This is a genomic window from Pseudenhygromyxa sp. WMMC2535 (assembly GCF_011083025.2).
Genome location: NZ_JABJWV010000009.1, coordinates 18,913 through 38,443, shown reverse-complemented (window position 1 = coordinate 38,443; position 19,531 = coordinate 18,913). Strand labels below are relative to the sequence as shown.

16 protein-coding genes and 2 pseudogenes are annotated in these 19,531 nt (G+C 69.7%); 9 read left to right on the top strand and 9 right to left on the bottom strand.

Features of this window, described 5'->3' with window-relative positions:
• The 6 genes and pseudogenes from G6O69_RS37670 to G6O69_RS37645 form a co-directional block, all read right to left on the bottom strand.
• A pseudogene (locus tag G6O69_RS37670) lies at positions 1-513 on the bottom strand (hypothetical protein); the annotation flags it as partial.
• A 103-nt stretch (positions 514-616) separates the two neighbouring features.
• Entirely contained in the window at positions 617-1,024 is a 408-nt protein-coding gene (locus tag G6O69_RS37665) for a methyl-accepting chemotaxis protein (protein WP_346017167.1), read from the bottom strand.
• Entirely contained in the window at positions 1,021-1,494 is a 474-nt protein-coding gene (locus G6O69_RS42600) for a hypothetical protein (RefSeq protein WP_346017168.1), read from the bottom strand. Before G6O69_RS42600 ends, G6O69_RS37665 begins: the two co-directional genes overlap by 4 nt.
• Before the next feature lie 121 nt (positions 1,495-1,615).
• Positions 1,616-2,497: a hypothetical protein gene (locus G6O69_RS37655; protein WP_176397344.1), complete on the bottom strand. Its 882-nt coding sequence runs from the start codon at positions 2,495-2,497 to the stop codon at positions 1,616-1,618.
• Positions 2,494-2,661 carry a hypothetical protein gene (locus G6O69_RS37650; protein WP_176397343.1) on the bottom strand — a complete coding sequence of 56 codons (168 nt, stop codon included), beginning with the start codon at positions 2,659-2,661 and terminating at the stop codon, positions 2,494-2,496. Before G6O69_RS37650 ends, G6O69_RS37655 begins: the two co-directional genes overlap by 4 nt.
• 55 nt (positions 2,662-2,716) lie before the next feature.
• Entirely contained in the window at positions 2,717-2,941 is a 225-nt protein-coding gene (locus G6O69_RS37645; RefSeq protein ID WP_176397342.1) for a hypothetical protein, read from the bottom strand.
• Between the two features lie 393 nt (positions 2,942-3,334).
• On the opposite strand from G6O69_RS37645, the pseudogene G6O69_RS37640 reads away from it, so the two are divergent.
• From G6O69_RS37640 to G6O69_RS37610, 7 genes and pseudogenes are all read left to right on the top strand, one after another.
• Positions 3,335-4,137 (top strand): annotated as a pseudogene (locus G6O69_RS37640) (SDR family oxidoreductase).
• A 222-nt stretch (positions 4,138-4,359) separates the two neighbouring features.
• Complete coding sequence (locus G6O69_RS37635; protein WP_172303352.1) at positions 4,360-4,872, top strand: hypothetical protein; 513 nt, start codon at positions 4,360-4,362, stop codon at positions 4,870-4,872.
• A 62-nt stretch (positions 4,873-4,934) separates the two neighbouring features.
• Positions 4,935-5,828 (top strand): STAS domain-containing protein, encoded by an 894-nt coding sequence (locus G6O69_RS37630; RefSeq protein ID WP_172303351.1) that lies wholly within the window; start codon positions 4,935-4,937, stop codon positions 5,826-5,828.
• A 272-nt stretch (positions 5,829-6,100) separates the two neighbouring features.
• A complete protein-coding gene (locus G6O69_RS37625; protein WP_176397341.1) occupies positions 6,101-6,868 on the top strand; it encodes a hypothetical protein in 768 nt (255 codons plus the stop codon).
• Positions 6,869-7,026: 158 nt separating this feature from the next.
• Positions 7,027-7,254 carry a hypothetical protein gene (locus tag G6O69_RS37620; RefSeq protein WP_176397340.1) on the top strand — a complete coding sequence of 76 codons (228 nt, stop codon included), beginning with the start codon at positions 7,027-7,029 and terminating at the stop codon, positions 7,252-7,254.
• Positions 7,251-7,547 carry a hypothetical protein gene (locus G6O69_RS37615; RefSeq protein WP_176397339.1) on the top strand — a complete coding sequence of 99 codons (297 nt, stop codon included), beginning with the start codon at positions 7,251-7,253 and terminating at the stop codon, positions 7,545-7,547. The genes G6O69_RS37620 and G6O69_RS37615 overlap by 4 nt, the downstream gene beginning before the upstream one ends.
• Positions 7,544-9,697: an SPOR domain-containing protein gene (locus tag G6O69_RS37610; RefSeq protein ID WP_176397338.1), complete on the top strand. Its 2,154-nt coding sequence runs from the start codon at positions 7,544-7,546 to the stop codon at positions 9,695-9,697. The genes G6O69_RS37615 and G6O69_RS37610 overlap by 4 nt, the downstream gene beginning before the upstream one ends.
• Before the next feature lie 231 nt (positions 9,698-9,928).
• Here the strand turns inward: G6O69_RS37610 and G6O69_RS37605 are convergent, their stop codons facing one another.
• The 3 genes from G6O69_RS37605 to G6O69_RS37595 form a co-directional block, all read right to left on the bottom strand.
• Entirely contained in the window at positions 9,929-12,697 is a 2,769-nt protein-coding gene (locus tag G6O69_RS37605; RefSeq protein WP_255215757.1) for a hypothetical protein, read from the bottom strand.
• Positions 12,698-12,874: 177 nt separating this feature from the next.
• Entirely contained in the window at positions 12,875-14,338 is a 1,464-nt protein-coding gene (locus tag G6O69_RS37600) for a sugar transferase (protein ID WP_176396753.1), read from the bottom strand.
• Between the two features lie 144 nt (positions 14,339-14,482).
• Positions 14,483-16,867 (bottom strand): Tex family protein, encoded by a 2,385-nt coding sequence (locus tag G6O69_RS37595; protein ID WP_172303347.1) that lies wholly within the window; start codon positions 16,865-16,867, stop codon positions 14,483-14,485.
• Positions 16,868-16,940: 73 nt separating this feature from the next.
• On the opposite strand from G6O69_RS37595, the gene G6O69_RS37590 reads away from it, so the two are divergent.
• Both G6O69_RS37590 and gloB read left to right on the top strand, forming a co-directional pair.
• Positions 16,941-18,611, top strand: a complete 1,671-nt coding sequence (locus G6O69_RS37590; protein WP_172303346.1) for an adenylate/guanylate cyclase domain-containing protein — start codon at positions 16,941-16,943, stop codon at positions 18,609-18,611.
• Complete coding sequence (gene gloB / locus G6O69_RS37585; protein WP_172303345.1) at positions 18,611-19,489, top strand: hydroxyacylglutathione hydrolase; 879 nt, start codon at positions 18,611-18,613, stop codon at positions 19,487-19,489. The genes G6O69_RS37590 and gloB overlap by 1 nt, the downstream gene beginning before the upstream one ends.
• Positions 19,490-19,531 lie beyond the last annotated feature (42 nt).

The window sequence follows — 19,531 nt, the reverse complement described above, 5'->3', positions numbered from 1 at the left end:
TTGGCAGCGCTCTCGTAGACTCGCTGCCGTAGACCCCGCTGCCGTAAGACTCCGCTCTCGTAGACCCCGCTGCCGAGGAAGCGCATCGACGAGCCCGAGTGGCTCTCGCCGCGGACCTCGAAGCGGCCGATCAGCTCCTCGAGGGTCGCGGCCTGGACGCGCAGCCCCTCGGCGGCCGAGCGGGTCTCGGTGATCGCCTCGCCGATCTGCACGATCACCTCGCCGACCTCGCGCACGCTCCGGGTCGCCCGCTCCGTGTCCTGGCTCTGGCGCTGGGTCTCCGCGGCGATCTCCCGCGCGGCCTCGGCCGTGCCCTCGGCGAGCTTGCGGCTGCGCTCGGTGACCATCACGGTGCTCCCGCTCGCGGCCTTGATGTCGGCGACCAGCTCGCGCACGTCGGTGACCGTGCCGGTGACGCGCTCGCGAGGCGGCGCACTCGGCGGCGACGAGCGAGAACCCGCGCCCGGCCTCGCCGGCCCGGGTCGCCTCGAGCGAGCCGTTGAGCGCGAGCAGGTCGCTGCGGTCGCGATCTCGCGGATCAGCTCGAGTAGCTCGCCGATGCCCTTGCTGCGCTCGTTGAGCTCGTCGATCTTGCGGCTCATCTCGTCGGTGGTCGTCAGCGTGCCCTCGGCGTTCTCGAGCACGCCCGTGGCCGCACCCGAGACCTGCGAGGCGGAGCTCGCCAGCGAGTCATGACCTGACCGAGGGAGCGCATGCCCGCGCTCTGGCGGTCCGCGGCCCGCTCCTGCTCCGAGGTCGCGGCGTGGATCTCGCTCGCGGCGGTGGCCAGGCCGATCGAGGTCTCGCGGATCTGGAGCACGACCTCGTGGAGCTGCTCGACCATGCTGCGAAAAGCGTCGGGCAGCTCGCCGGCGCCGACGATCGCGACCGAGAGGTCCCCGCGAGCCACGGCCTGCGCCCCGGCCGTCAGGCTCTCGAGGTCGTCGAGCACGCGGTTGACGTTGGTCGTCAGCGTCCCGACCTCGTCGTTGGTGACCTGTGGCAACCGGCCCATGGCGCTCAGATCTCCAACCTCCGAGAGCCGCCGCGCCGACGCGCTGAGCCGACGGATCGGTCCATGAAGAAGCTCGTCATCGCGGTCACCGTGGACAGACCCCAGATCAGCACGACGATCAGGGTCATGGTCAGCAGCACCCAAAAGCGCGCGTGCGGCGGTGGATGCTGCGCCTGGCCAGCAGCCAGCCCCCCTCGTCGAGGGCGACCGCGATCGCGACCTCGTCGGTCTCGCGCTCGACCAGGGCCAGCAGCCGCGGGCCCTCGTCGATCACCACAAGGAGGCGGGCAGCTCGGACACGCGCTCGAGCTCGAGCGGGTCACGCTCGTCGAAGGCGTCGGCCCACAGCAGCTCGGCATCGGCCCGCCGCCAATCGCGAGCTCGACCTCGCCGGCGAGCTCACCGAGGGCGCGGGCCCGGGTCGCCTCGAGCTTGGAGATCCAGGTCATCGAGGACAGCCACAACAGCGGGCCAGTCACCAAGATCGCGCCGACCAGGATCAGCGCCTGGTCAGCGAGACCTGGACGCCCTGCGGGACCTCGGCGCGGCGCTGGAGCTCGACGAGCAAAGCCGCGCGGTGCTCGGCGATCATGGTTGCGATCAGCGGGGAGAGCAGCACCGGCGTCCAAAGGCGACCGCGGCGATCTGTAGCCCGGCCGCGGGGAGCTCGGCGGCCTCGAGGCCGATCAGCCCCGGGAAGGCCCACCAGACCAGGGCCGTGAGCGCGACGTAGTAGCCCACCCAGCCGGCGGTCAAGTTGAGCGCCATCTTGCGTGGCAAGCCGGCGAGCGCGGACTCGGCCGCGCGCAGGGTCTCGTCGTCGAGCTCGCTACACGCCCCCCGCCACGCGCGAAGCGGCGCCAGGGCCAGACCCAGCTGCGCGAGCCAGGCGAACAGGCGCAGGCCAAAGAGCAGCGCGCACAGCAAGAGCGCGCGGCTCAGGTCGTTGGTCCATAGAGGGTCAGCCAGATCGCGACCAGGCTCACGCCCACAAAGACGTCGAGGGCGAACACCCGCGCGGCGATGAAGCCGAGCAGGCCCGCGCCGCGAAGCTCGGCCCGAGTTTCGCGCCGAGGAGCCTGGACAGCGGCGCTCACGGGTGGCTGTCTTTCGTGTTGGCGAGCCGTGGATCACAGACCAGCGTGGGCGTGCCCTCGAGCTCGACGAGGCCGACCACGCCGGCCTCGGCGCGAAGGGGCGCAGGAGCTCGGGCAGCGCCATGACCTCGACGTCTTCGACGATCAGCGCATGCTCGCGGGACGCGCACTCGGGCGCCCTCGCGCAGGACCAGCACGCGCTGCTCGCCCCGCTCGGTGTGCCCGGCCGCCCGGCCTGCCCGACCCGCTCGCTCTCCTCGCTCAGACCCAGGCCCGCGAACAAGCTCGGCGCCTGGGCGTCGCCCTCGAGCTCGACGCGCTCGACGAGCTGCTCGTCGAGGCCCAGACGCAGCGCGTCGCCTTCGATGAGCAGCAGCCGGCTCACGCCTTCCTCCTCAGGCTCTGGACCCAAGCCTCGATGTCGAGGGCCAGGGCGATCTGCTCGTCGAGGACCAGCTCGCCGTAGGCCGGGAGGCCGAGGTCCGCGGCGTGGACCGGCGCCAGCTCGGCGCCCGGCCGGGCCTCGCGGACGCGGTCCACGGAGAGCACGACGGTGTCGTCGCTGAGCCCGATGATCAGTTGCGCGCGCGCGTCTTGGGCACGGTCAACGCGGGCAGCGAGAGCGCTCGCCCGAGGTCGAGGACCGCGAGGGCGCGGCCGCGCCAGGCGAGCGCGCCGGGACCGCAGGCGGTGCCTTGGGAATCGCTACCCAGTCGCGCGGCCCGGTGACCTCGATGACCACCGTGGCGTCGATCGCCAGAAGGTGTCCGCCGAGCTCGAAAGGCAGCAGCGCACGCGTCGGAGAGTTGGAGCCGGCGTCCGCAGACATCGATACCCGAGCCCCAGTGTACCCCGTGCCCTCGTGACCGTCGCGTCGAGGATGCAGACGCGAACTCGGCCTCACACGTGGGCCCTCGCCCCCTCCGCGCAGTGAGCGACTGCGCCCCTTTGCGATCACCTGCGCCCCATGCACGCGCCCCCTCTCGCGCCGCGACGCCGATCTCGACCGCGCCATCTCGACTGCCCCTCGCGGCCCCCCCTCGCAGACCCCCCCTCGCGGTCGGCCCCGGTCCACCAGACCGCTGCAGCACATCACAGCTACATATCTGCCGCGATCGAAGATTATGAATCGAAGCCGCGACTCGTGCCCTGTCTCTGAGAGACGTTTTGGGGCTCGCCCCAATTCCTGGACGACCCAGGGTCTCACGTCTAAAACCGCGCCATGAGCCAGACATCGACGAGCACCACCACCCCCTTTGATCTCAACGCCAAGGTCGCGATCGTCACTGGTGGATCCCGGGGTATCGGCTTCGCCACGGCCATGGCGCTGGCCCAAGGTGGGGCCAAGGTCGTGATCGCCTCGCGCAAGCCCGAGCCGCTCGAGCAGGCCGCCGCGCAGCTGCGCGAGGCGACCGGCGCCGAGGTCCTGGCCGTCCCCGCGCACACGGGTGACGACGCGGCCGTCGAGCGCGTCGTCGCCCGGGCCTGCGAGGCCTTCGGCGGTGTCGACGTGCTCGTCAACAACGCGGCCACCAACCCACACTTTGGCCCGCTGCTCAGCGCCGACGACAGCCACTGGGACAAGACCTACGACGTCAACGTCAAGGGCTACTTTCGCATGGCCAGGGCCTGCGTCCCGAGCATGCGCGAGCGCGGCGGCGGGCGGATCATCAACATCGCCTCGATCGCCGGGCGCCGCGTGCAGCCGGGGATGGGCATCTACTGCATCTCCAAGGCCGCGGTCATCATGCTGACTCAGGTGCTCGCCGTCGAGCTCGCGGACGCCCACATCAACGTCAACGCCCTCACCCGGGCTTCGTCAAAACCAAGTTCTCGAGCGCGATCTGGGACAACGAGGCCCTCGGCAAGGCCGTGCTCGAGGCGATCCCCCAAAAGCGCATGGCGGACCCCGAGGAGATCGCCAACCTCATTCGCTTTCTCGCGTCGAGCGAGAGCAGCTTCGTGACCGGTTCGATCATCGACATCGACGGCGGTCAGCTCGCGGCGTCGGGTGTAAACCCCTGAGCCCGCCCCGAGGCGTGCTCGGCTCGTTCTCGACCCACGCCCCGCGCGCGTGCCAGAGGCGAGGGTCGAGAACGAGCCCCGCGACGAACATCGAGCGAGCAGTGAGCAATCGACGTTCGCGTGATCAGCCCTCGCGCGTCGCCCAGTCGACGGTCGGCCCCCGAGCTCGCGAGCGAGAGTTTATGTGGACGACGCCAGCGACGACGCGATATGACCGCTTTCATGGACAATGAAAAAGCCGAGTACAATGGAGCCTCGCTCAGCTCTTTCATTTTGGCCCTGGGCCACTCTCGGAGCGTCACCCAAAAGATCCTCGCCGACGTCGGCGTCGACCGCATCGACCCCGAGCGCTGGTACGACTTCGACTGGGCCATGAACATCTACGACAAGATCGCCGCCGAGGTCGGGCGCGGGGCGCTGATCGAGGTCGGCCGCAAGATCATCGAGGCCGCGGCCTACCCTCCGGAGCTCGACAGCGTCCAGAGCGTGCTCATGGCCCTCGACGACGCCTACCGCCTCAACGTCCGCGGCCCCGTCCCAGGGCGGATCGTCTGCACCCTCGAGGACGACTACTCGGCGACCCTCGACTGGAGCCTGCTCGGCCCCTGCGCCCTCAACATCGGGATCATCGAGGGCTCCTGCGCCCGCTTCGGGGCCAAGGCGCTGATCGAGCACGGCGGCGAGGGCTGCATGGACGAGGGCGCCGCGGCCTGTGTCTACCACGTCAGCTGGTAAACCCAGGGCAGCGCATGAGCGAAGCGTTCGACAATGCCAATCCAGCGAGTGAGGTCTCGACCATGAGCGAGGCGCCCTCGAGCGGCGAGTTCGACCCCGGGCACCTCGCCCAGCGCGCCCGCGCCGAGCTCATCGAAGCCCTGGTCACCAAGCTGTGCGCGCGCAAGTCGGGGACCTTCGCCCGCGGCGGAGAGGCCCTGCTGCGCGAGCACCTCGCGGCCATCCTCGCGGCCATCGCCCAGGACCTGAGCCAGGATCGGCGCGACGCCATCCGCGGCGCCACGCAGCGCTTCATCGCCGACTACCTCGAGCTCGACTTGACCTTCTTCGACCTGCGCAGCTTCAGCCAGAGCCTGCGCGAGCGAGTGCTCGAGCACCTCGGCCACGGCGAGCTGCGCGAGCAGGGCGAGGCGCTGCTCTTCGACATGGTCCTGGTCTCGAGCATGCGCTTCATGGCCCGGCGCGACGAGCTCGCCCAGGTCGAGACCGCCAAGCACGACCTCGAGCGCGTCGAGTCTCAGCTCGCCGAGCTCGAGGCCGCCCTGGCCGAGAAGACCCGGCTGCTCGACGTCCTCCGCCAGGCCTCGACGCCGATCGCCCCGGTCAGCGAGGGCATCTTGGTGGTCCCTCTGGTCGGAGCCTTCGACGCCTTCCGGGCCGAGCTGCTGACCGAGAAGCTGCTGACCGAGATCGGCCGCGTCCACGCGCGCACGGCCATCCTCGACATCTCGGGCGCGCCGGTCCTCGACACCCAGGCGGCCCACCTGATCATCCGCATGTCGCGGACGGTCCGCCTCCTCGGCACGCGGCTGATCCTCGTTGGGATGTCGGCCGACAACGCGCGGACGATCGTCGAGCTCGGCGTCGAGCTCGACGAGATCGAGACCTTCGGGACGCTGCGCGACGGCCTGGCCAGGGCGCTGCTGCTCCAGCGCCTCAAGATCACGCCGATCTAGGAGCCCGTGCTGAAACCCAACACGACACCTCGCTTGGTCTTTTCGCCGAGGGCTTTGTCGCCAAAACTGGCAGTACGCCCGGTACAGCGGCGTTTTGGCTTCGCCCCCTCGGCGAAAATCCCGGCGCGAGGAGCCGCGCTGGGTTCCACCACGGGCTCCTAGGAGCCCGTGCTGGATCGGCTCGGCTCGGCCCATGCGATCCTCATGGACGTGGCCCTGGCCCGAGCCTGGACACAGACGATAGAGTTTACAAAGTGACGCTTCGAGGCGACTTGAGCCACAGGAGAGTCCTCGGCATGCTGCTGTCGGTGGCCGGCGCCCAACCCGGTTGCCTCGGCGAGGGGGAGCCGGACGACTCGAGCACCCTGGCTCGCGACGACGAGACTCTCCTCGAGTGCGACGAGTCTACCCCCTACGACTGGCGTCAACCGACGACGCCCCCCTCGAAGGCCGAGACCCCTCGACCGACGACGCTCGAGCCCCGTCCTCTGCGGGCAGAGGCTGCGACAGGCCCGGCGGCCTACTTCAACATCGACGACCAACGCCTCCTCCGCTTGGACGGCGAGGGCTGGCGTGAGATCTGGTCCTCGACCTTCCGGGCCTTCGTCGAAGGCAGGGACGGCGAACTCTATCTCCATGACGACTCGGGCATCCACCGCCTCGCAGGCGCCGCCTTCTCTCCGGTCCTGAGCTTCGACGACGATCCCGCCCACGGCCTCGCCGCCTACGAGCAGCTCGCGGTCGGCCCGAGGGCGCGCTGTGGTTGCTCGACGACGATCTCGCCCGCGTCGCCCGGATCCACGCGGGCGAGATCGTCGAGTGGAGCGAACCCGAGCACAGCGGCGTCGAGGCCCACGCCCTGCGAGGCATGGCCGTCGACGGCCGCGCCAGGGCATGGGTCGTCCTCGATCACCGGCACGGGATCCTGCACAAGCACCCAGGCCAGTGGTGGGCGCGGGTTCAGGGTACCTCGATCACGCCTGAGCCGAGTGAATTTCGCGCTTGGGTGGGCGACCGAGAAGGCGGCCTGTGGCTGCTGACGGATCGGGAGTTGATCTTACTGGTCTCGCAAGGCCCGAAAGCGCAGCGAATGTTGTCCGGCGGCGTCGCTCTCTTCGCCGACCTCGATGGCGGGCTGCTCGTGCAGGGCCAAGGCTGTAGCCTCCTGCGCTTTGACGCGGCGTTGGCAGATGAGCCGATGGAACTCGACACGACGGCAGGGGAGTGCAAGGGCCGGAGGCTGCTCGCTCTGGACGGGCGCGGGCGAGCGTGGCTGAGCTCGCCCGACCAGGCGGTGCTCGTCGTGACCCCCGAGGGCCAGCACCACTCGCTCGAGCCTCAGCTCTTCGCCGGGCGCACACCGAGAGCCGCATTCGTCGAGGGAGTGGGCCCGGAGCTGCCTGCTCTCGTAGGAGAAAATCGATGAGGCGAGCGCCCCTCTTCCTCGCATGCGCGCTGGCCTCGCTCGCCTGTCGCCCCGCGACGACCGGAGACTCGTCCGGCGAGGACGAGTCGCCGGTCGCTCGGCCGCAGCCGAGCCCGCCGGGCTACGGTGACGCGCTCTATGTTGTCGGCGGCTCGAAGGGGCGCGAGCGAGTCTACCGCCTCGACTCGCAAGGCTGGCACCTGCTCGAGGAGCCCGCGGATGCCTCCCTCGCCGAACACCCCTGCTCGACGGCCAGCTCCACCGCGACCCGAACGGGCGACTCTACGTGTTGACCCACAGCCATGTGCTGACGATCGACGGGGGCGAAGCACCCGCGCTCCGCGTCTACGCCGAGCTCCCCAGTCACGAAGGCGCGGCAGTCAGCGACTTCGCGGCAGGCCCCGCCGGCGAGCTCTGGCTCCTGCAGCGAGTCGCCGGCGGTCAGCGCCTGCTCCGCTACGAGGGCGGTCGTTGGTCGCCCTTGGCGATCTCTCGGCTCTCCGGCCCCCTCATCACAATCACCGTCGACCGTCAGGGGCGGCTGTGGGCGAGCGCGGGGTACCTCGTCTTTCGAGCCACGGACAGCGGGATCTTGCGTGACCTCGACACCTTGGAGGTCGGGGATCTGCCGATCACCGCCCTCGACTTCTTGGCCGAGGGTGATGGACTGGTCCTCGCTCGCGGTGACGAGCAACTCCTGCGCCTCGACGGCGAAGGCGCCGTGATCGAGCGGAGCGAGCTCGGAGGTGAGGTTCGCGGGCATGAGCTGCGCCAGGCTGTGAACGAGTCCGGGAGCGTCATCCTCGGCAACGACGCCTGCGCTCTTCGCCTGTTGGGTGCCGGCGCTCGCGAGTGGACGCCCGACGGTTGCCACTGGCTGGGCGCCCTCGCTCTCGCCAACTCCGGACGCATGTGGCTCGACACCGACGAGGGGCTGGTCGCTCTGTCCGCCGACGGGGGGATCCTCGCCCGCAGCGGACGCCCGGACTCGGTCGTCGATCTTGCGCTCACAGGAGAGGGTCCTCCCTTCGACGAGGGCCCGCCACGCGATCGACTCGGGCCCACGGGGACGCTACCGAGCCTGGGGCCCGCGGCGCCGCGGGGGTACAGCCTCCAGCTGGCGAGCAAGTCCTCGCAGGAGGCCGCTGAGGCCGCGCGCGACCGCGTGCTCGCTCGCCTCGAAGAAGAGGTGATCGAGCTGCCGGCCCACGTCCTGCACCGAGGCGAGCTCTGGGTGGTGATGCTCGGTGACTATGAGGACGAGGAGCGAGCGGAGGTGCTGCGCCCCTTTGCCCGCCTGCTCCTCGGCGAAGGCGCTGTCGTCCGCGAAATGTCCAAGTTCTGCTCCTCGGCCACCGTCGTCGCCAGGGGAGTCTCGCGCTGCGGAGGCCCGGGATCGAGGGCGGAGGGAGCGACGAGACTGCGCGCCAGCGAGCTCACACATCGACAGGATCCGCTCCAGCCGAAGGGCCGCCTGACCATGCCCCCGGTGCGGCTCGCAGCCGCCGAGCGCCCACGCGAACGGCCCACGCGCCCCCCGGCGACGCAGCTCGCCCTTCTCGTGGCGAAGCCCGATCCCGGCGCGCTCCAACACCGCCCCGATCGCATCGAGTATCAAAGCTGGCTGTGGCGCCCCACCGGGCCCGGCGATCCTGACGATCCTGGCGCCACCGGGGGCACCGAGCCCGAACGACGAAGCGGGGTCCTCGTCGCCGAGGGATCCTCCTGGTGGGAGCTACGCGTGAGCACCGAGACCCTCGAGCTACCCCTGTGTCCTTGCGGAGATCGAGGGCCCGTCGAGAGCGACGAGCAGATCGAGCTCTCGGCGACCGTCATCGAGACGCGGCGGGAGGGCACAGAGGAGTGGCGGACTCTGCTCGGGACCGAGGCCTACCCCCAAAGCTGCGTCCCCGCGCGGGAGGACTTCACCCTCGATCACACTCTCGTCAGCGTGGCGGGATCCCGGATCTTCGTGGTCCAGGACCTCGCCTACAATGAGTGCGGCCTCCACCCCGAGCACCGCACCCAGCTGCTGATCCGTGAGCCCGAGGGCGGGCGAGTCCTCGCCACCGACCTGCTCGCCGAACTCCCCCCTCGCCCCCTGGAAGACGCCTTGCGCGAGCTGAGCCTGGAGCTCCAAGCGAGCGCCCGCGACGACGGGGTCGAGCCCACCCAGGGGAGCTGGTGGCCCCACGACCTCGACTTCTTGGCGCTCTTCCCCGCCTACGACCGGCGCGAGGCCAGGGCGACGCTGGTGTACGGACTCGAGGTCGCCTACACCGAGTCGCGGGGCTGGTCCGACTACCTATACGCCGAACGAGGGAGCGTGGTGCTCGATGACATGTCCTCCCTCTATCCGCCGGAGGACGTGCAGCACCTGCTAGCCAAGGTGGACGCCGAGGGCGGAGTCGTCATCGGTTGGTCGCGTCAGCTCCTCCCCTAGGAGCCCGTGGATTGAGCTGCGGACACGTGCGTGTGTGGAGCGGCGCGGCGTTGTCCGATCGGGTCGATTCGTGGGTCGCCGGCGATCCGAGCGGAGGGACGAGCGAGCTCGATGACGCCATCCCCTCGCCATCGCGCTGCCTCGCAGGGTCTTCCTGGGGCGGTCTTGCGGCCGCACCGTCAGCCTTCGCACGGGCCTGCCAACCGGCAGGCCCGCTCGAACACGCCCCGCTCAGTTGGCCGGGTCCGCGGGGTCGTTGCCCCACAGCAGCTCGTCACCGTCCCGCTGCCCGTCGCCGTCGCGGTCCACCCCCATGCGCCAGCCCGAGCCCGGCGGCACGCAGGTGTAGGTCACCGGCGCGACCAAAGAGAACATCCGCAAGTCCGTGTAGCCCACCGCAGGCGAGCCCGCGAAGCTCGTCGTGAACGCCCCATCCTCATAGTAGAAGCCGAGCTCCAGCGGTCCCAGCTGGGTCTTGGCGATCAGCTCGCAGGCCCCCGCCTCGGCCTGGTCGCGCAGCAGCTCGATGCGCGGGCCGGCAGCCACGAAGGTCTGCAGCCGCGAGGTCACCTGCTGGCCCACGCTCGGAAACAAGTTGGTGTCCATGGCGAAGATGAACTCGGCGACCTTCTCCATGGTCTCGAAGTCCTGGAAGCCGTCGGGGTAGATCGCGAAGGCGTTGAAGAAGCGCATCGGCACGTCCTTCGAGCCGTCGTGGGTGAAGCCGAAGCTGCGGACCTGGTCGCCCTTGTGCGCCGGATCGTAGAAGGCCAGGCCCTCGCGGTTGAAGAAGAAGTCGTCGTCCGGGAAGCCGAAGGTCCCGATCTTCGTGTAGAGGTTGCGCAGGTGAGGGACCTTGAAGGTCTGTGAGAACTCGGCCAGGAGCAGCTGGCCGTCGCTGCCAAAGAAGCCCGGATGCGCGACCCCGTACTCCGCGTTGCCGTCGCGGTCGATCACGTGGCAGTCCACGCAGCGAAACTCCAGCCCGTCGCCAAAGTCGTTGATGAACGACAAGTTGGTGGTGAAGAAGTCCTTGCCCTCTTGCTCGCGCGCTTTGAGCGAGTTGTCGAGGTTGCGGATCGGGTTGGGCGGATACATCACCTGGAGCTGGAAGTCGGTGAACGCCTGCATCTGCGCCGCCGTCAGCTCGTCCTCGCGTCCGACCAGGCCGGGGAAGGCCACGTTGAAGGCGTTGAAGGCCGCGACCTCGCTGAACGCTCCTGCGTCGGGCTGCGCGCTCACGCCCTCGCCGTGACGGTCGCCTCGCCAGTGCATCGGGCCGTGGTTGTCGAGGCCGCGCAGGCTCTGCGTGGTCATCGGCCCCTTCATCGGGTGGAAGTCCTCGTCGCCCACGCCGAGGTTGTTCTTGACGTTGTCGGGGTGCGGCGTGACGTCCCCGTCGGGATCGCCCAGGTCCCAGGACAGCTCGTCCTTGTCACCGAAGATGTGGCAGGAGGCGCAGGACTGGTCACCGTGGGCCGAGGTCAGCGCGGCGTCGTAGAGGAAGCGCCGACCGGCGACGATCGACGCGGGCTCGGGGTTGTGCAAGCCGAGGTGGTCGATCTCCTCGAGCGCGTCGGTGTCGATGGTCGAGACCCCGTTGTCGAAGCGGGTCATCACGTAGAGCCGGCCGCGGGCCTCGTCGAGCACCACCCCGGTCGGGCCGCCCCCGCTGACGGAGATCTGGTCGGCCGCGTCGGGATAAAAGGCGTCGTCCTCGAGCTCCGCCGTGTAGTAGAGCGCGATCTTGTCGTTGCCGAGCACGGCCGAGTAGATCACCTCGCCGTCGCTCGAGATCGCCATCTCCAGCGGCTGCGACACGCTCAGCTCGATGTCCGCGGCGTCGGTGCCACAGCAGCTGTCGTGGTCGATGTGCTTGTTGAGGTCGCGCGGGTGCACGCCGGCGTCGTCGAGCACGGTGATCCGGTTGTCGACGACGTGGCCGCGGACCGTGCTCTCGCCAAAGATCCCCGTGCCCTCGAAGCGCACATGGTTGCGCGACTCGGTGTTGGTCACGTAGACCTTCCCGCTGACCGGGTTGACGACCATGTTGAACAAGGTCGTGCCGACGTGGGCGAAGAAGCCCTCGTCCCCCTCGACCTGGGCCGGGATCGGGGCGTCCGCGTCGATCACGAACACGTCCTCGTCCGGCAGGTTGAACATGATCTTCTCGTCCCACTCCTTGCCGCTGGTGTCGACCCAGTGCTCGCCGTCGAACTTGACGATCAAGCTGAGGTCGGGCTGCGTCACCCCGGCGTGGTTGGTGTGGGGCAGGGGCGAGCTGTCGTCGCCGACGTCGCTGATCACGCCCAGGGGCACGATCGCGGTCTGGTTGCCGGAGTTGAAGGCCGCCGCGTAGACCCGGCTGCCGCTGGGGTCCACGGCCAGGGCGCGCGGGGTGTCGCTGAACAAGTTGATGATCGTCAGCGGCTCGCCGGCCATGCCGCCGCCGGTGGCCGCTGCATCGAACACCCAGACGTCGGCGCGGCCGATGCTCGGCGTGGTCAGCTGGGGCTCGAAGGGCGCGTTTTGACCGCGGTGCGCCGCCGTGATGAAGGCCCGCGAGCGCCCCGGCCCGGCGAACACGATGTCGCGCGGCTCGTCGCCCACGTGCAAGGTCCGATCGACCCAGGCGACCGAGCCCACCGTCCGCACCACGCTCACGCTGTCGGACAGGTGATTGACGACCCAGACTTCATTGTTGTTGCGCACCGCCACGGCGACCGGCTCGAGGCCGACGGCGACCGAGCCCGCGTGCTCCAAACCATCCGGGCCGACGTCGAAGATCTCCAGGCGGTTGTCCGGCGTGTTGACGACGAAGAGTCGATCCCCGCTGGGCGAGAGCGCCAGCGGACGGACCTGGCCGCTCTCGAAGGCCGTGAACGATCCAGCGGCTCGACCTGGATCCGCGCCCCCGGGGAGCGAGGCCTCGGCCTCCCCTCCAGCGAACATCAAAACTGACGCGAGCGAGACCGAACTCCACAGGGTGCGACGTAACATGGACACAACACTAGCGCATGAATCACAGCCCTTTTCGATAAATATGCGCACAATATCGTATCGAGACATCGATACGATATTGTAGGCAATCAGACTACAATAGGCCCTATTGCTCTGGCGATAGCTGACCCACGCCGCGCGATCGGGTCACGCAGATGGACGCAAAGGCCGAGGCCTTCACCGGCTGCCAATGCGCGCAGCCATGACGAACGCAGTGCGCAGCATGATGTCAAAGTCCATCAGGATGCTCAAGCGCCCGACATAGTAGAGGTCGTAGGAGAGCTTGAGAGCCGACTCGTCCACGGACGCGGCGTAGCCCTGATGGATCTGCGCCCAACCGGTGATCCCTGGCTTCACGAGGTGGCGGTAGGCGAAAAAGGGGATGGTGCGCTCGAGCGCTTCGACGATCTTGGGCTGCTCGGGGCGCGGACCAACCAGCGACATTTCACCGCACAACACGTTCCAAAACTGCGGAAACTCGTCAATTCGTGTCTTGCGTAACAAGCGCCCCAAACCAGTGATCCGATCGGCATCCTGGGCAGCCCAACGCTGCTCACTTCGCTCGATTACGCGCATGGTGCGGATCTTATAGATGCGAAAAATCCGACCACCTGCGCCAACCCGATCCTGAGTGTAGAAAAAAGGGCCTGGGTCGAGGAGCTTTTGCAATGGCCACAAGACGGCGGCCATGGGCACGAAGGCCAGGAGCCCCAGCCCAGCGACGCAAAGGTCGACGAGGCGCTTGCTGGCCAAGACGACCGGCCGGTCGAGTTGCTCGAAGGTGTTGAGTACCCAGCGCGCGTCCACGAGGTCGATGGGGACCTGTAGCGCGACGTTCATCCACATCGCGCCGGCCGTGTGCACGCGGACGCCCTGCGCCTGGAGCTGCGACATCGCTCGAATCTGCGCCTCGCCCAGACCGGTCGCGCCAACGACCACCACGTGGCCAAGCTCCTCATCGTGGCAAATGTCAACAGTATGCTCGAGGCTCCCGAGCACAGGCGGCTCGACGAGGCCTTCGGGTAAGGGCATTCCGAGGACCACGGAGCGCTCTGCGAGCGGCGCTGAATGCTCACTGTCTGATGCGATGGCCTCGTCGCTTCGAGACCCAGTATCGGGCCCAGTTTCGGATTTGGGGTCCGCTTTGATGAAGCCGCGAACCTCGTAGCGCGTGTGGGCGAGGCTGTTGAGGCGCAGGGCGAAGCGGCGCTCGACCGGGCCGTCGCCGAGCAAGGCGACGCCGATCCGCGGCCCCCTCGCGATGAAGCGGGCGTAGAGCAGGCGCCAGCTCGTCAGCAGCACGAAGCTCGTGGCCCCGATCAGCGACAGGCTGACCCGGCCGATCGGCTGGTACCAGACGAAGTAGGCGACCACGAGGGCGACCAGCGTGGTCGTGAGGCTGACCAGCGCGACGCGGGCGACCACCTGCTTGGGCTGGAGCAGCAGCGAGGTGTTGTTCAGACCCGTGAGGTAGGCCCCGAGTGCCGCGCTGAAGCTGGCCAGGGTCGCGGTGACCGTGGTGCCCACGAAGCCCAGGGTCGAGGTCGGGTGGGCGAAGATCTCGCGATCGAGCCACCCCGAGCACTCGACCGCGAGGGCCGCGAGCAGCAGATCGAGCAAGAACACGAGGACCGTCGGCATGGCAGGTCGGCGCGAAGTATACGCCCGTCACCATGACCGCCGGTGCCCGCTTCCTTCATTGACCCGCACCCGCTGGCCAAAGGGCCGCTGTGGAAGCGCCCAGTCACTGGACCCAGCCGCCCAGTGACTCGACTGCCCAGCCGCTCAGCGGCGCAGCTTGGCGAAGGGGTTGTTCTTGAAGCCGGCCTCGTCGTGGTTGCGGCGACCGCCCTGCTTGCGCCCGCGGCCGCCCTCGCTCCTGGCTCCACCGCGCTCTCCCGCGCGCTCGCGCGAGCCTCCGCCCCCGCCTCCGCCCCCACGGTCCTGACCGCGTGCTCCGCCCGCGCTGGCCTGGCCGCCCTTGGGCCCGCCCTTGCGCGCCGACAGCCCGACCCGCTTGCGCTCGAGGTCCACGCTGAGCACGCGGACCTTCAGCCGGTCGCCGACCTTGACCACCTTGGCGGGGTCGTCGACCCAGCGATCCGAGAGCTCGCTGACGTGGACGAGGCCGTCCTGGTGCACGCCGAGGTCCACGAAGGCGCCGAAGCGGGTGACGTTGGTGACCACGCCCTCGAGCTCCATGCCGATCTCGAGATCCTCGAGCTCGCGCACGTCGTCGCGGAAGTTGGGGGCCTCGAACTCGGCCCGCGGATCCCGGCCGGGCTTGGCGAGCTCGGCGATGATGTCGCGCAGCGTGGGCTCGCCGACGGCCTCGCTGACGTAGCGGCGCAGCTCGATGCGCTTGGCGAGCTCGGCGTCGCCGACGAGGCGCTCGAGGGGCACGCCGAGGTCGGTGGCCATGCGCGCGACGAGCTCATAGCGCTCGGGGTGCACGGCCGAGCGGTCGAGGACCTCGGCGCTCTCGCGCACGCGCAAGAAGCCGGCGGCCTGCTCGAAGGTCTTGGGCCCGAGGCCGGGGACCTCGAGCAGCGCGGCGCGGCTCGCAAAGGGCCCGACCCGCTCGCGGTGCGAGACGATCTTGCGCGCCAGGGTGTGGCCGACGCCAGCGACGTAAGCCAAGAGCGGGGCGCTCGCGGTGTTGAGCTCGACGCCGACCCGGTTGACGCAGCTCTCGACGACCTCGTGGAGCTTGCGCCCGAGCAGGGTCTGCTGCACGTCGTGCTGATACTGGCCGACGCCGATCGACTTGGGGTCGATCTTGACGAGCTCGGCGAGGGGATCTTGCAGGCGGCGAGCGATGGAGATCGCCCCGCGGATCGTGAGGTCGAGGTCGGGGAACTCCTCGCGGGCGACCTCCGAGGCCGAGTACACGCTGGCCCCGGCCTCGTTGACGCTGATCACGATCGGCGCCTCGCCGCCCTCGGCGCTCAGCTCGGCGCGCAGCTCGGCGACCACCGAGCGCGTCAGCGCCTCGGTCTCGCGCCCGCCGGTGCCGTTGCCCACGGCGATCGCCCGCGGACGATGCAGGCGCACGAAGGCCGCGAGCTCGCGCCCCGCACGGGCCTCGTCGCGGACCGGGTAGATCGTTTGCGTGGCCAGGAACTTGCCGGTCGCGTCGACGGCCGCGCACTTGCAGCCCGTGCGCAGCCCCGGGTCGATGCCGATCACCGCGCACGAGCCCAGCGGGGCCGCGAGCAGCAGGTTCTCGAGGTTGGAGGCGAACACGTCCACGGCCTCGCGATCGGCTCGCTGCTTGAGCTCGACGCGGACATCGGTCTCCACGCCCACGGCCAGGCGCCCGCGCAGGGCCTTCTTCACGGCGCGGCGCAGCAGCGGGGCGTAGGGCGAGCGCTCGTCGAGGCCCATGCGCTCCTCGACGGCGCCCTGGACGAGCTCGGGCTCGACGAGGATCTTGGAGCGCAGCACCCCGGCCTGCTCGCCGCGGCGGATCGCCAGGTAGCGGTGCGAGGGCATCTTGGCCGCGGGCTCGGACCACTCGAGCCAGTCTTCGAACTTGCCGCGCTCGGCCGGGTTGGCGCCGGCGACCTCGCTGGCCTCGAGCACGCCCTGCTCGCCGTAGTGGCGGCGGACCATGGCCCGGACCTCGGGCTGCTCGACCACGGCCTCGACGAGGATCTCCGAGACCCCGGCGAGCACGGCGTCGACGTCGGGCAGCTCCTTGCTCGCGTCGACGAAGGCCGCGGCCTCGCCCTCGAGCTCACCTTCGACACCTTGGGCCAGCACGCGCTCGGCCAGCGGGCCGAGGCCGCGCTCGCGAGCCACGGCCGCCTTGGTCCGCCGCTTTTGCTTGTAGGGCAGGTAGAGATCTTCGAGGGCCTGCTTGGTCGTCGCCGCGCGCAGCTTGGCCGCGAGCGCGGGCGTGAGCTTGCCCTGCTCCTGGATCGAGGCGAGCATGGTCTCGCGGCGCGCGTCGAGCTCGACGAGGTAGTCGCGGCGCTCCTCGATGGTGCGGATCTGGACCTCGTCGAGGCCACCGGTCGCCTCTTTGCGGTAGCGGGCGATGAAGGGGACGGTGGCGCCGTCACCGAGCAGCGCGAGCACGGCCGCGATCGCGTTCGCGGGCAGGGTCAGCTCTGCGGCCAAGAGCGCGGTGGGATCGAAGGGTTTGGGCGAGGTCTCGTCAGCCATGCGGGGGGCGTTTCTTTAAGGCGACGATCCAGCAATTGCAAGTCGCGGGAGCGGCGGAGACAATGTCTTCGCCATGCCGCGCGTGACCGCAAACCCGGGCCGCGCCGACGAGGTGGCCCACGACCTGCGGGCCGGCGAGTACACCCTCGGACGCGGCCGCGAAGCGGACGTCCGCGTCAACAACAAGAGCCTCTCGCGCAGCCACGCGACGCTGACCATCGACGAGCGCGGCGCGGCCACGCTGCGCGACCTCGGCAGCAAGAACGGCACCTTCATCGAGGGCGCGCGCCTCGACGAGCCCGTCGCCCTGCGCGACGGCCAGCGCTTCGTCTGCGGCGACGTGCACTTCGCCTTCCACGCCCCGAGCTTCTCGATCCCCGCGCCCGAGTCGATCGTCCAGGAGATCTCGACCGAGGCCTCGCGGACGCTGCTCAACGATCTCCTGACCGGGGCCCGCGACCGCCGGGCCTTCGGCGCCCGCGTTTCCGTCCCCAAAGAGGCCCAGGGCCGGCTGCGGGTCATGCTCGAGGTCACCCGCCTGCTCGCGGGAACCGACGCGATCGACAAGCAGCTCACCAAGATCCTCGAGCTCGTGTTCACGATCCTCGCCATCGATCGCGCGGCGCTGATCTTGATCGACGAGGACAGCGGCGAATTCGGACCGCCGGTGGTCGAGTGGGGCCGGGGGATCTCGGCCGACGGCGGCGACCCCTACAGCCGCAACATCATCAACTACGTGCGCGAGCGCAGCGTGGCCGCGCTGTTCTCGGACACCCGCGCCGACCCCCGGCTCGAGGACGCACACTCGATCCACTACACCTCGGTGCGCTCGTCGATGTGCGCGCCGCTGCGGCCCAAGGACGAGGTCATCGGCGTGCTCTACGTCGACAACCTCAGCGCGCCGCAGATGTTCTCGGGCGAGGACCTCGAGCTGCTCTCGGCCTTCGCCGCCCAGGCCGCGATCGCGATCGACAACGCCCGGCTCTACGAGCGCCTCAAGCGTGAGTCGACCCTGCGCAGCAACTTGATGCGCTTCTTCCCGCCCACGGCCGTCGCCCAGCTCATGGCCAAGCCGGGCTTCGCCGACGAGGCGATCGAGACCGAGGTCACGGTGCTCTTTTGCGACATCAGCGGGTTCACCGAGATGACCGGGAAGCTGCGCCCGCGCGACGTGGTGGCCCTGCTCAACCGCTACTTCCCGCGGATCACCGAGGTCGTGTTCCGCTACGAGGGCACGCTCGAGAAGTACATCGGCGACGCCCTGCTCGCGGTCTGGGGCGCGCCCTTTCGCCACGAGGACGACGCCCTGCGGGCGGCGCGGGCGGCCGTCGACATGCAGCAGGCCGTGCGCGAGCTCGCCGAGGAGCTGAGCATGGAGTTCGGCGACGACGCCCCGCCGCTGCGCGTGCACATCGGCCTGAGCAGCGGCCCGGTCGCGGCCGGGAACATCGGCTCGGAGTTCTTCTTGCAGTACGCCACCATCGGCGAGACCACCAACTTGGCGAGCCGGATCTGCGAGCTCGCGGGGCCTGGCGAGATCGCGCTGAGCGAGTCCACCGTGGACCGCATGCGCGCCCAGCTGTCCAGCCCCGAGGCCCAAACCGAAGCCGGAGCCGAAGCCGAACCCGACGCCCGAACCGAGCCCGGAGCAGGGCGGCCGCCCGGGCGCCTCGTCGGTCCCGAGTCCCACAACGTCCGCGGGCGCGAGCAGCCCGTGACCATCTACAAGCTCGAGTACGAGTGATGCAGCACGTCGTCAGCGTCCCCAGGTCCCCCATCGAAGTCCACGTCGGTGCGCGCAGCTTGGAGCTGCACCAGATCCCCGTGTGGCGCGACAACTTCACCTGGCTGATCGTGGATCCGCGCACCGGCGAGGCCGCGGCCGTCGACGGGCCCGAGGCGGATCCGGTGCTCGCCTACCTCGACGCCCACGACCTCGAGCTGAGCACGATCTTCACCACGCACACCCACCCGGACCACATCGGCCTGCACCGCGACCTCGACAAGGCCGAGCGGCTCATGGGCCTGCGCGTGATCGGCAACGCGGCCGTGGGCCAGCGGGGGATCCCCGGGCTCAACGCCGCCGTGCGCGGGGGCGACAGCATCGACTTCGCCGGCGTCCGCTTCGAGGTCATGCTGACCGAGGGCCACATCGACGGCCACCTCAGCTACCGCGCCGGGCCGCTGCTCTTTTGCGGCGACACCCTCTTCGCCGGCGGCTGCGGCTACCTCTTCGACGGGCCGCCAGCCAAGATGCACGCCAGCTTGACCCGCCTCGCCGCCCTGCCCGAGGACACCCTGGTCTGCTGCGCCCACGAGTACACCGAGGACAACCTGCGCTTCGCCTGGTCCGTGGAGCCCGACAACGCGGCCCTCGCCGCGCGCATCCGCGAGGTCTGGGAGCTCCGCGCCCGCGGCGAGTCGACGGTGCCCTCGACCATCGCGGTCGAGCGCGCGACCAACCCCTTCTTGCGCGCCGACTCGCCGACGATCCGCGCCACGCTGGCCGCCGCCTTGCCCGAGGCGCCGCTCGAGACGCCGGCCCAGATCTTCGCCGCGACCCGGGCGCTCAAGGATCGCAAGACCTACAAGGACAGCCCGGACTCGGCGCTGCCCCTTTGAGCACCCCACTGAGCAGCGCCTGCTCGCGCGGCCCAAAAAAGC

Bases quoted from the DNA above. Each gene is read 5' to 3' on its own strand.
- G6O69_RS37645 (WP_176397342.1), bottom strand. From the start codon at position 2,941: ATGTCTGCGGACGCCGGCTCCAACTCTCCGACGCGTGCGCTGCTGCCT.
- G6O69_RS37635 (WP_172303352.1), top strand. From the start codon at position 4,360: ATGGACAATGAAAAAGCCGAGTACAATGGAGCCTCGCTCAGCTCTTTC.
- G6O69_RS37630 (WP_172303351.1), top strand. From the start codon at position 4,935: ATGAGCGAGGCGCCCTCGAGCGGCGAGTTCGACCCCGGGCACCTCGCC.
- G6O69_RS37620 (WP_176397340.1), top strand. From the start codon at position 7,027: ATGGAACTCGACACGACGGCAGGGGAGTGCAAGGGCCGGAGGCTGCTC.
- G6O69_RS37615 (WP_176397339.1), top strand. From the start codon at position 7,251: ATGAGGCGAGCGCCCCTCTTCCTCGCATGCGCGCTGGCCTCGCTCGCC.
- G6O69_RS37605 (WP_255215757.1), bottom strand. From the start codon at position 12,697: ATGTTACGTCGCACCCTGTGGAGTTCGGTCTCGCTCGCGTCAGTTTTG.
- G6O69_RS37600 (WP_176396753.1), bottom strand. From the start codon at position 14,338: ATGCCGACGGTCCTCGTGTTCTTGCTCGATCTGCTGCTCGCGGCCCTC.
- G6O69_RS37595 (WP_172303347.1), bottom strand. From the start codon at position 16,867: ATGGCTGACGAGACCTCGCCCAAACCCTTCGATCCCACCGCGCTCTTG.
- G6O69_RS37590 (WP_172303346.1), top strand. From the start codon at position 16,941: ATGCCGCGCGTGACCGCAAACCCGGGCCGCGCCGACGAGGTGGCCCAC.
- gloB (WP_172303345.1), top strand. From the start codon at position 18,611: ATGCAGCACGTCGTCAGCGTCCCCAGGTCCCCCATCGAAGTCCACGTC.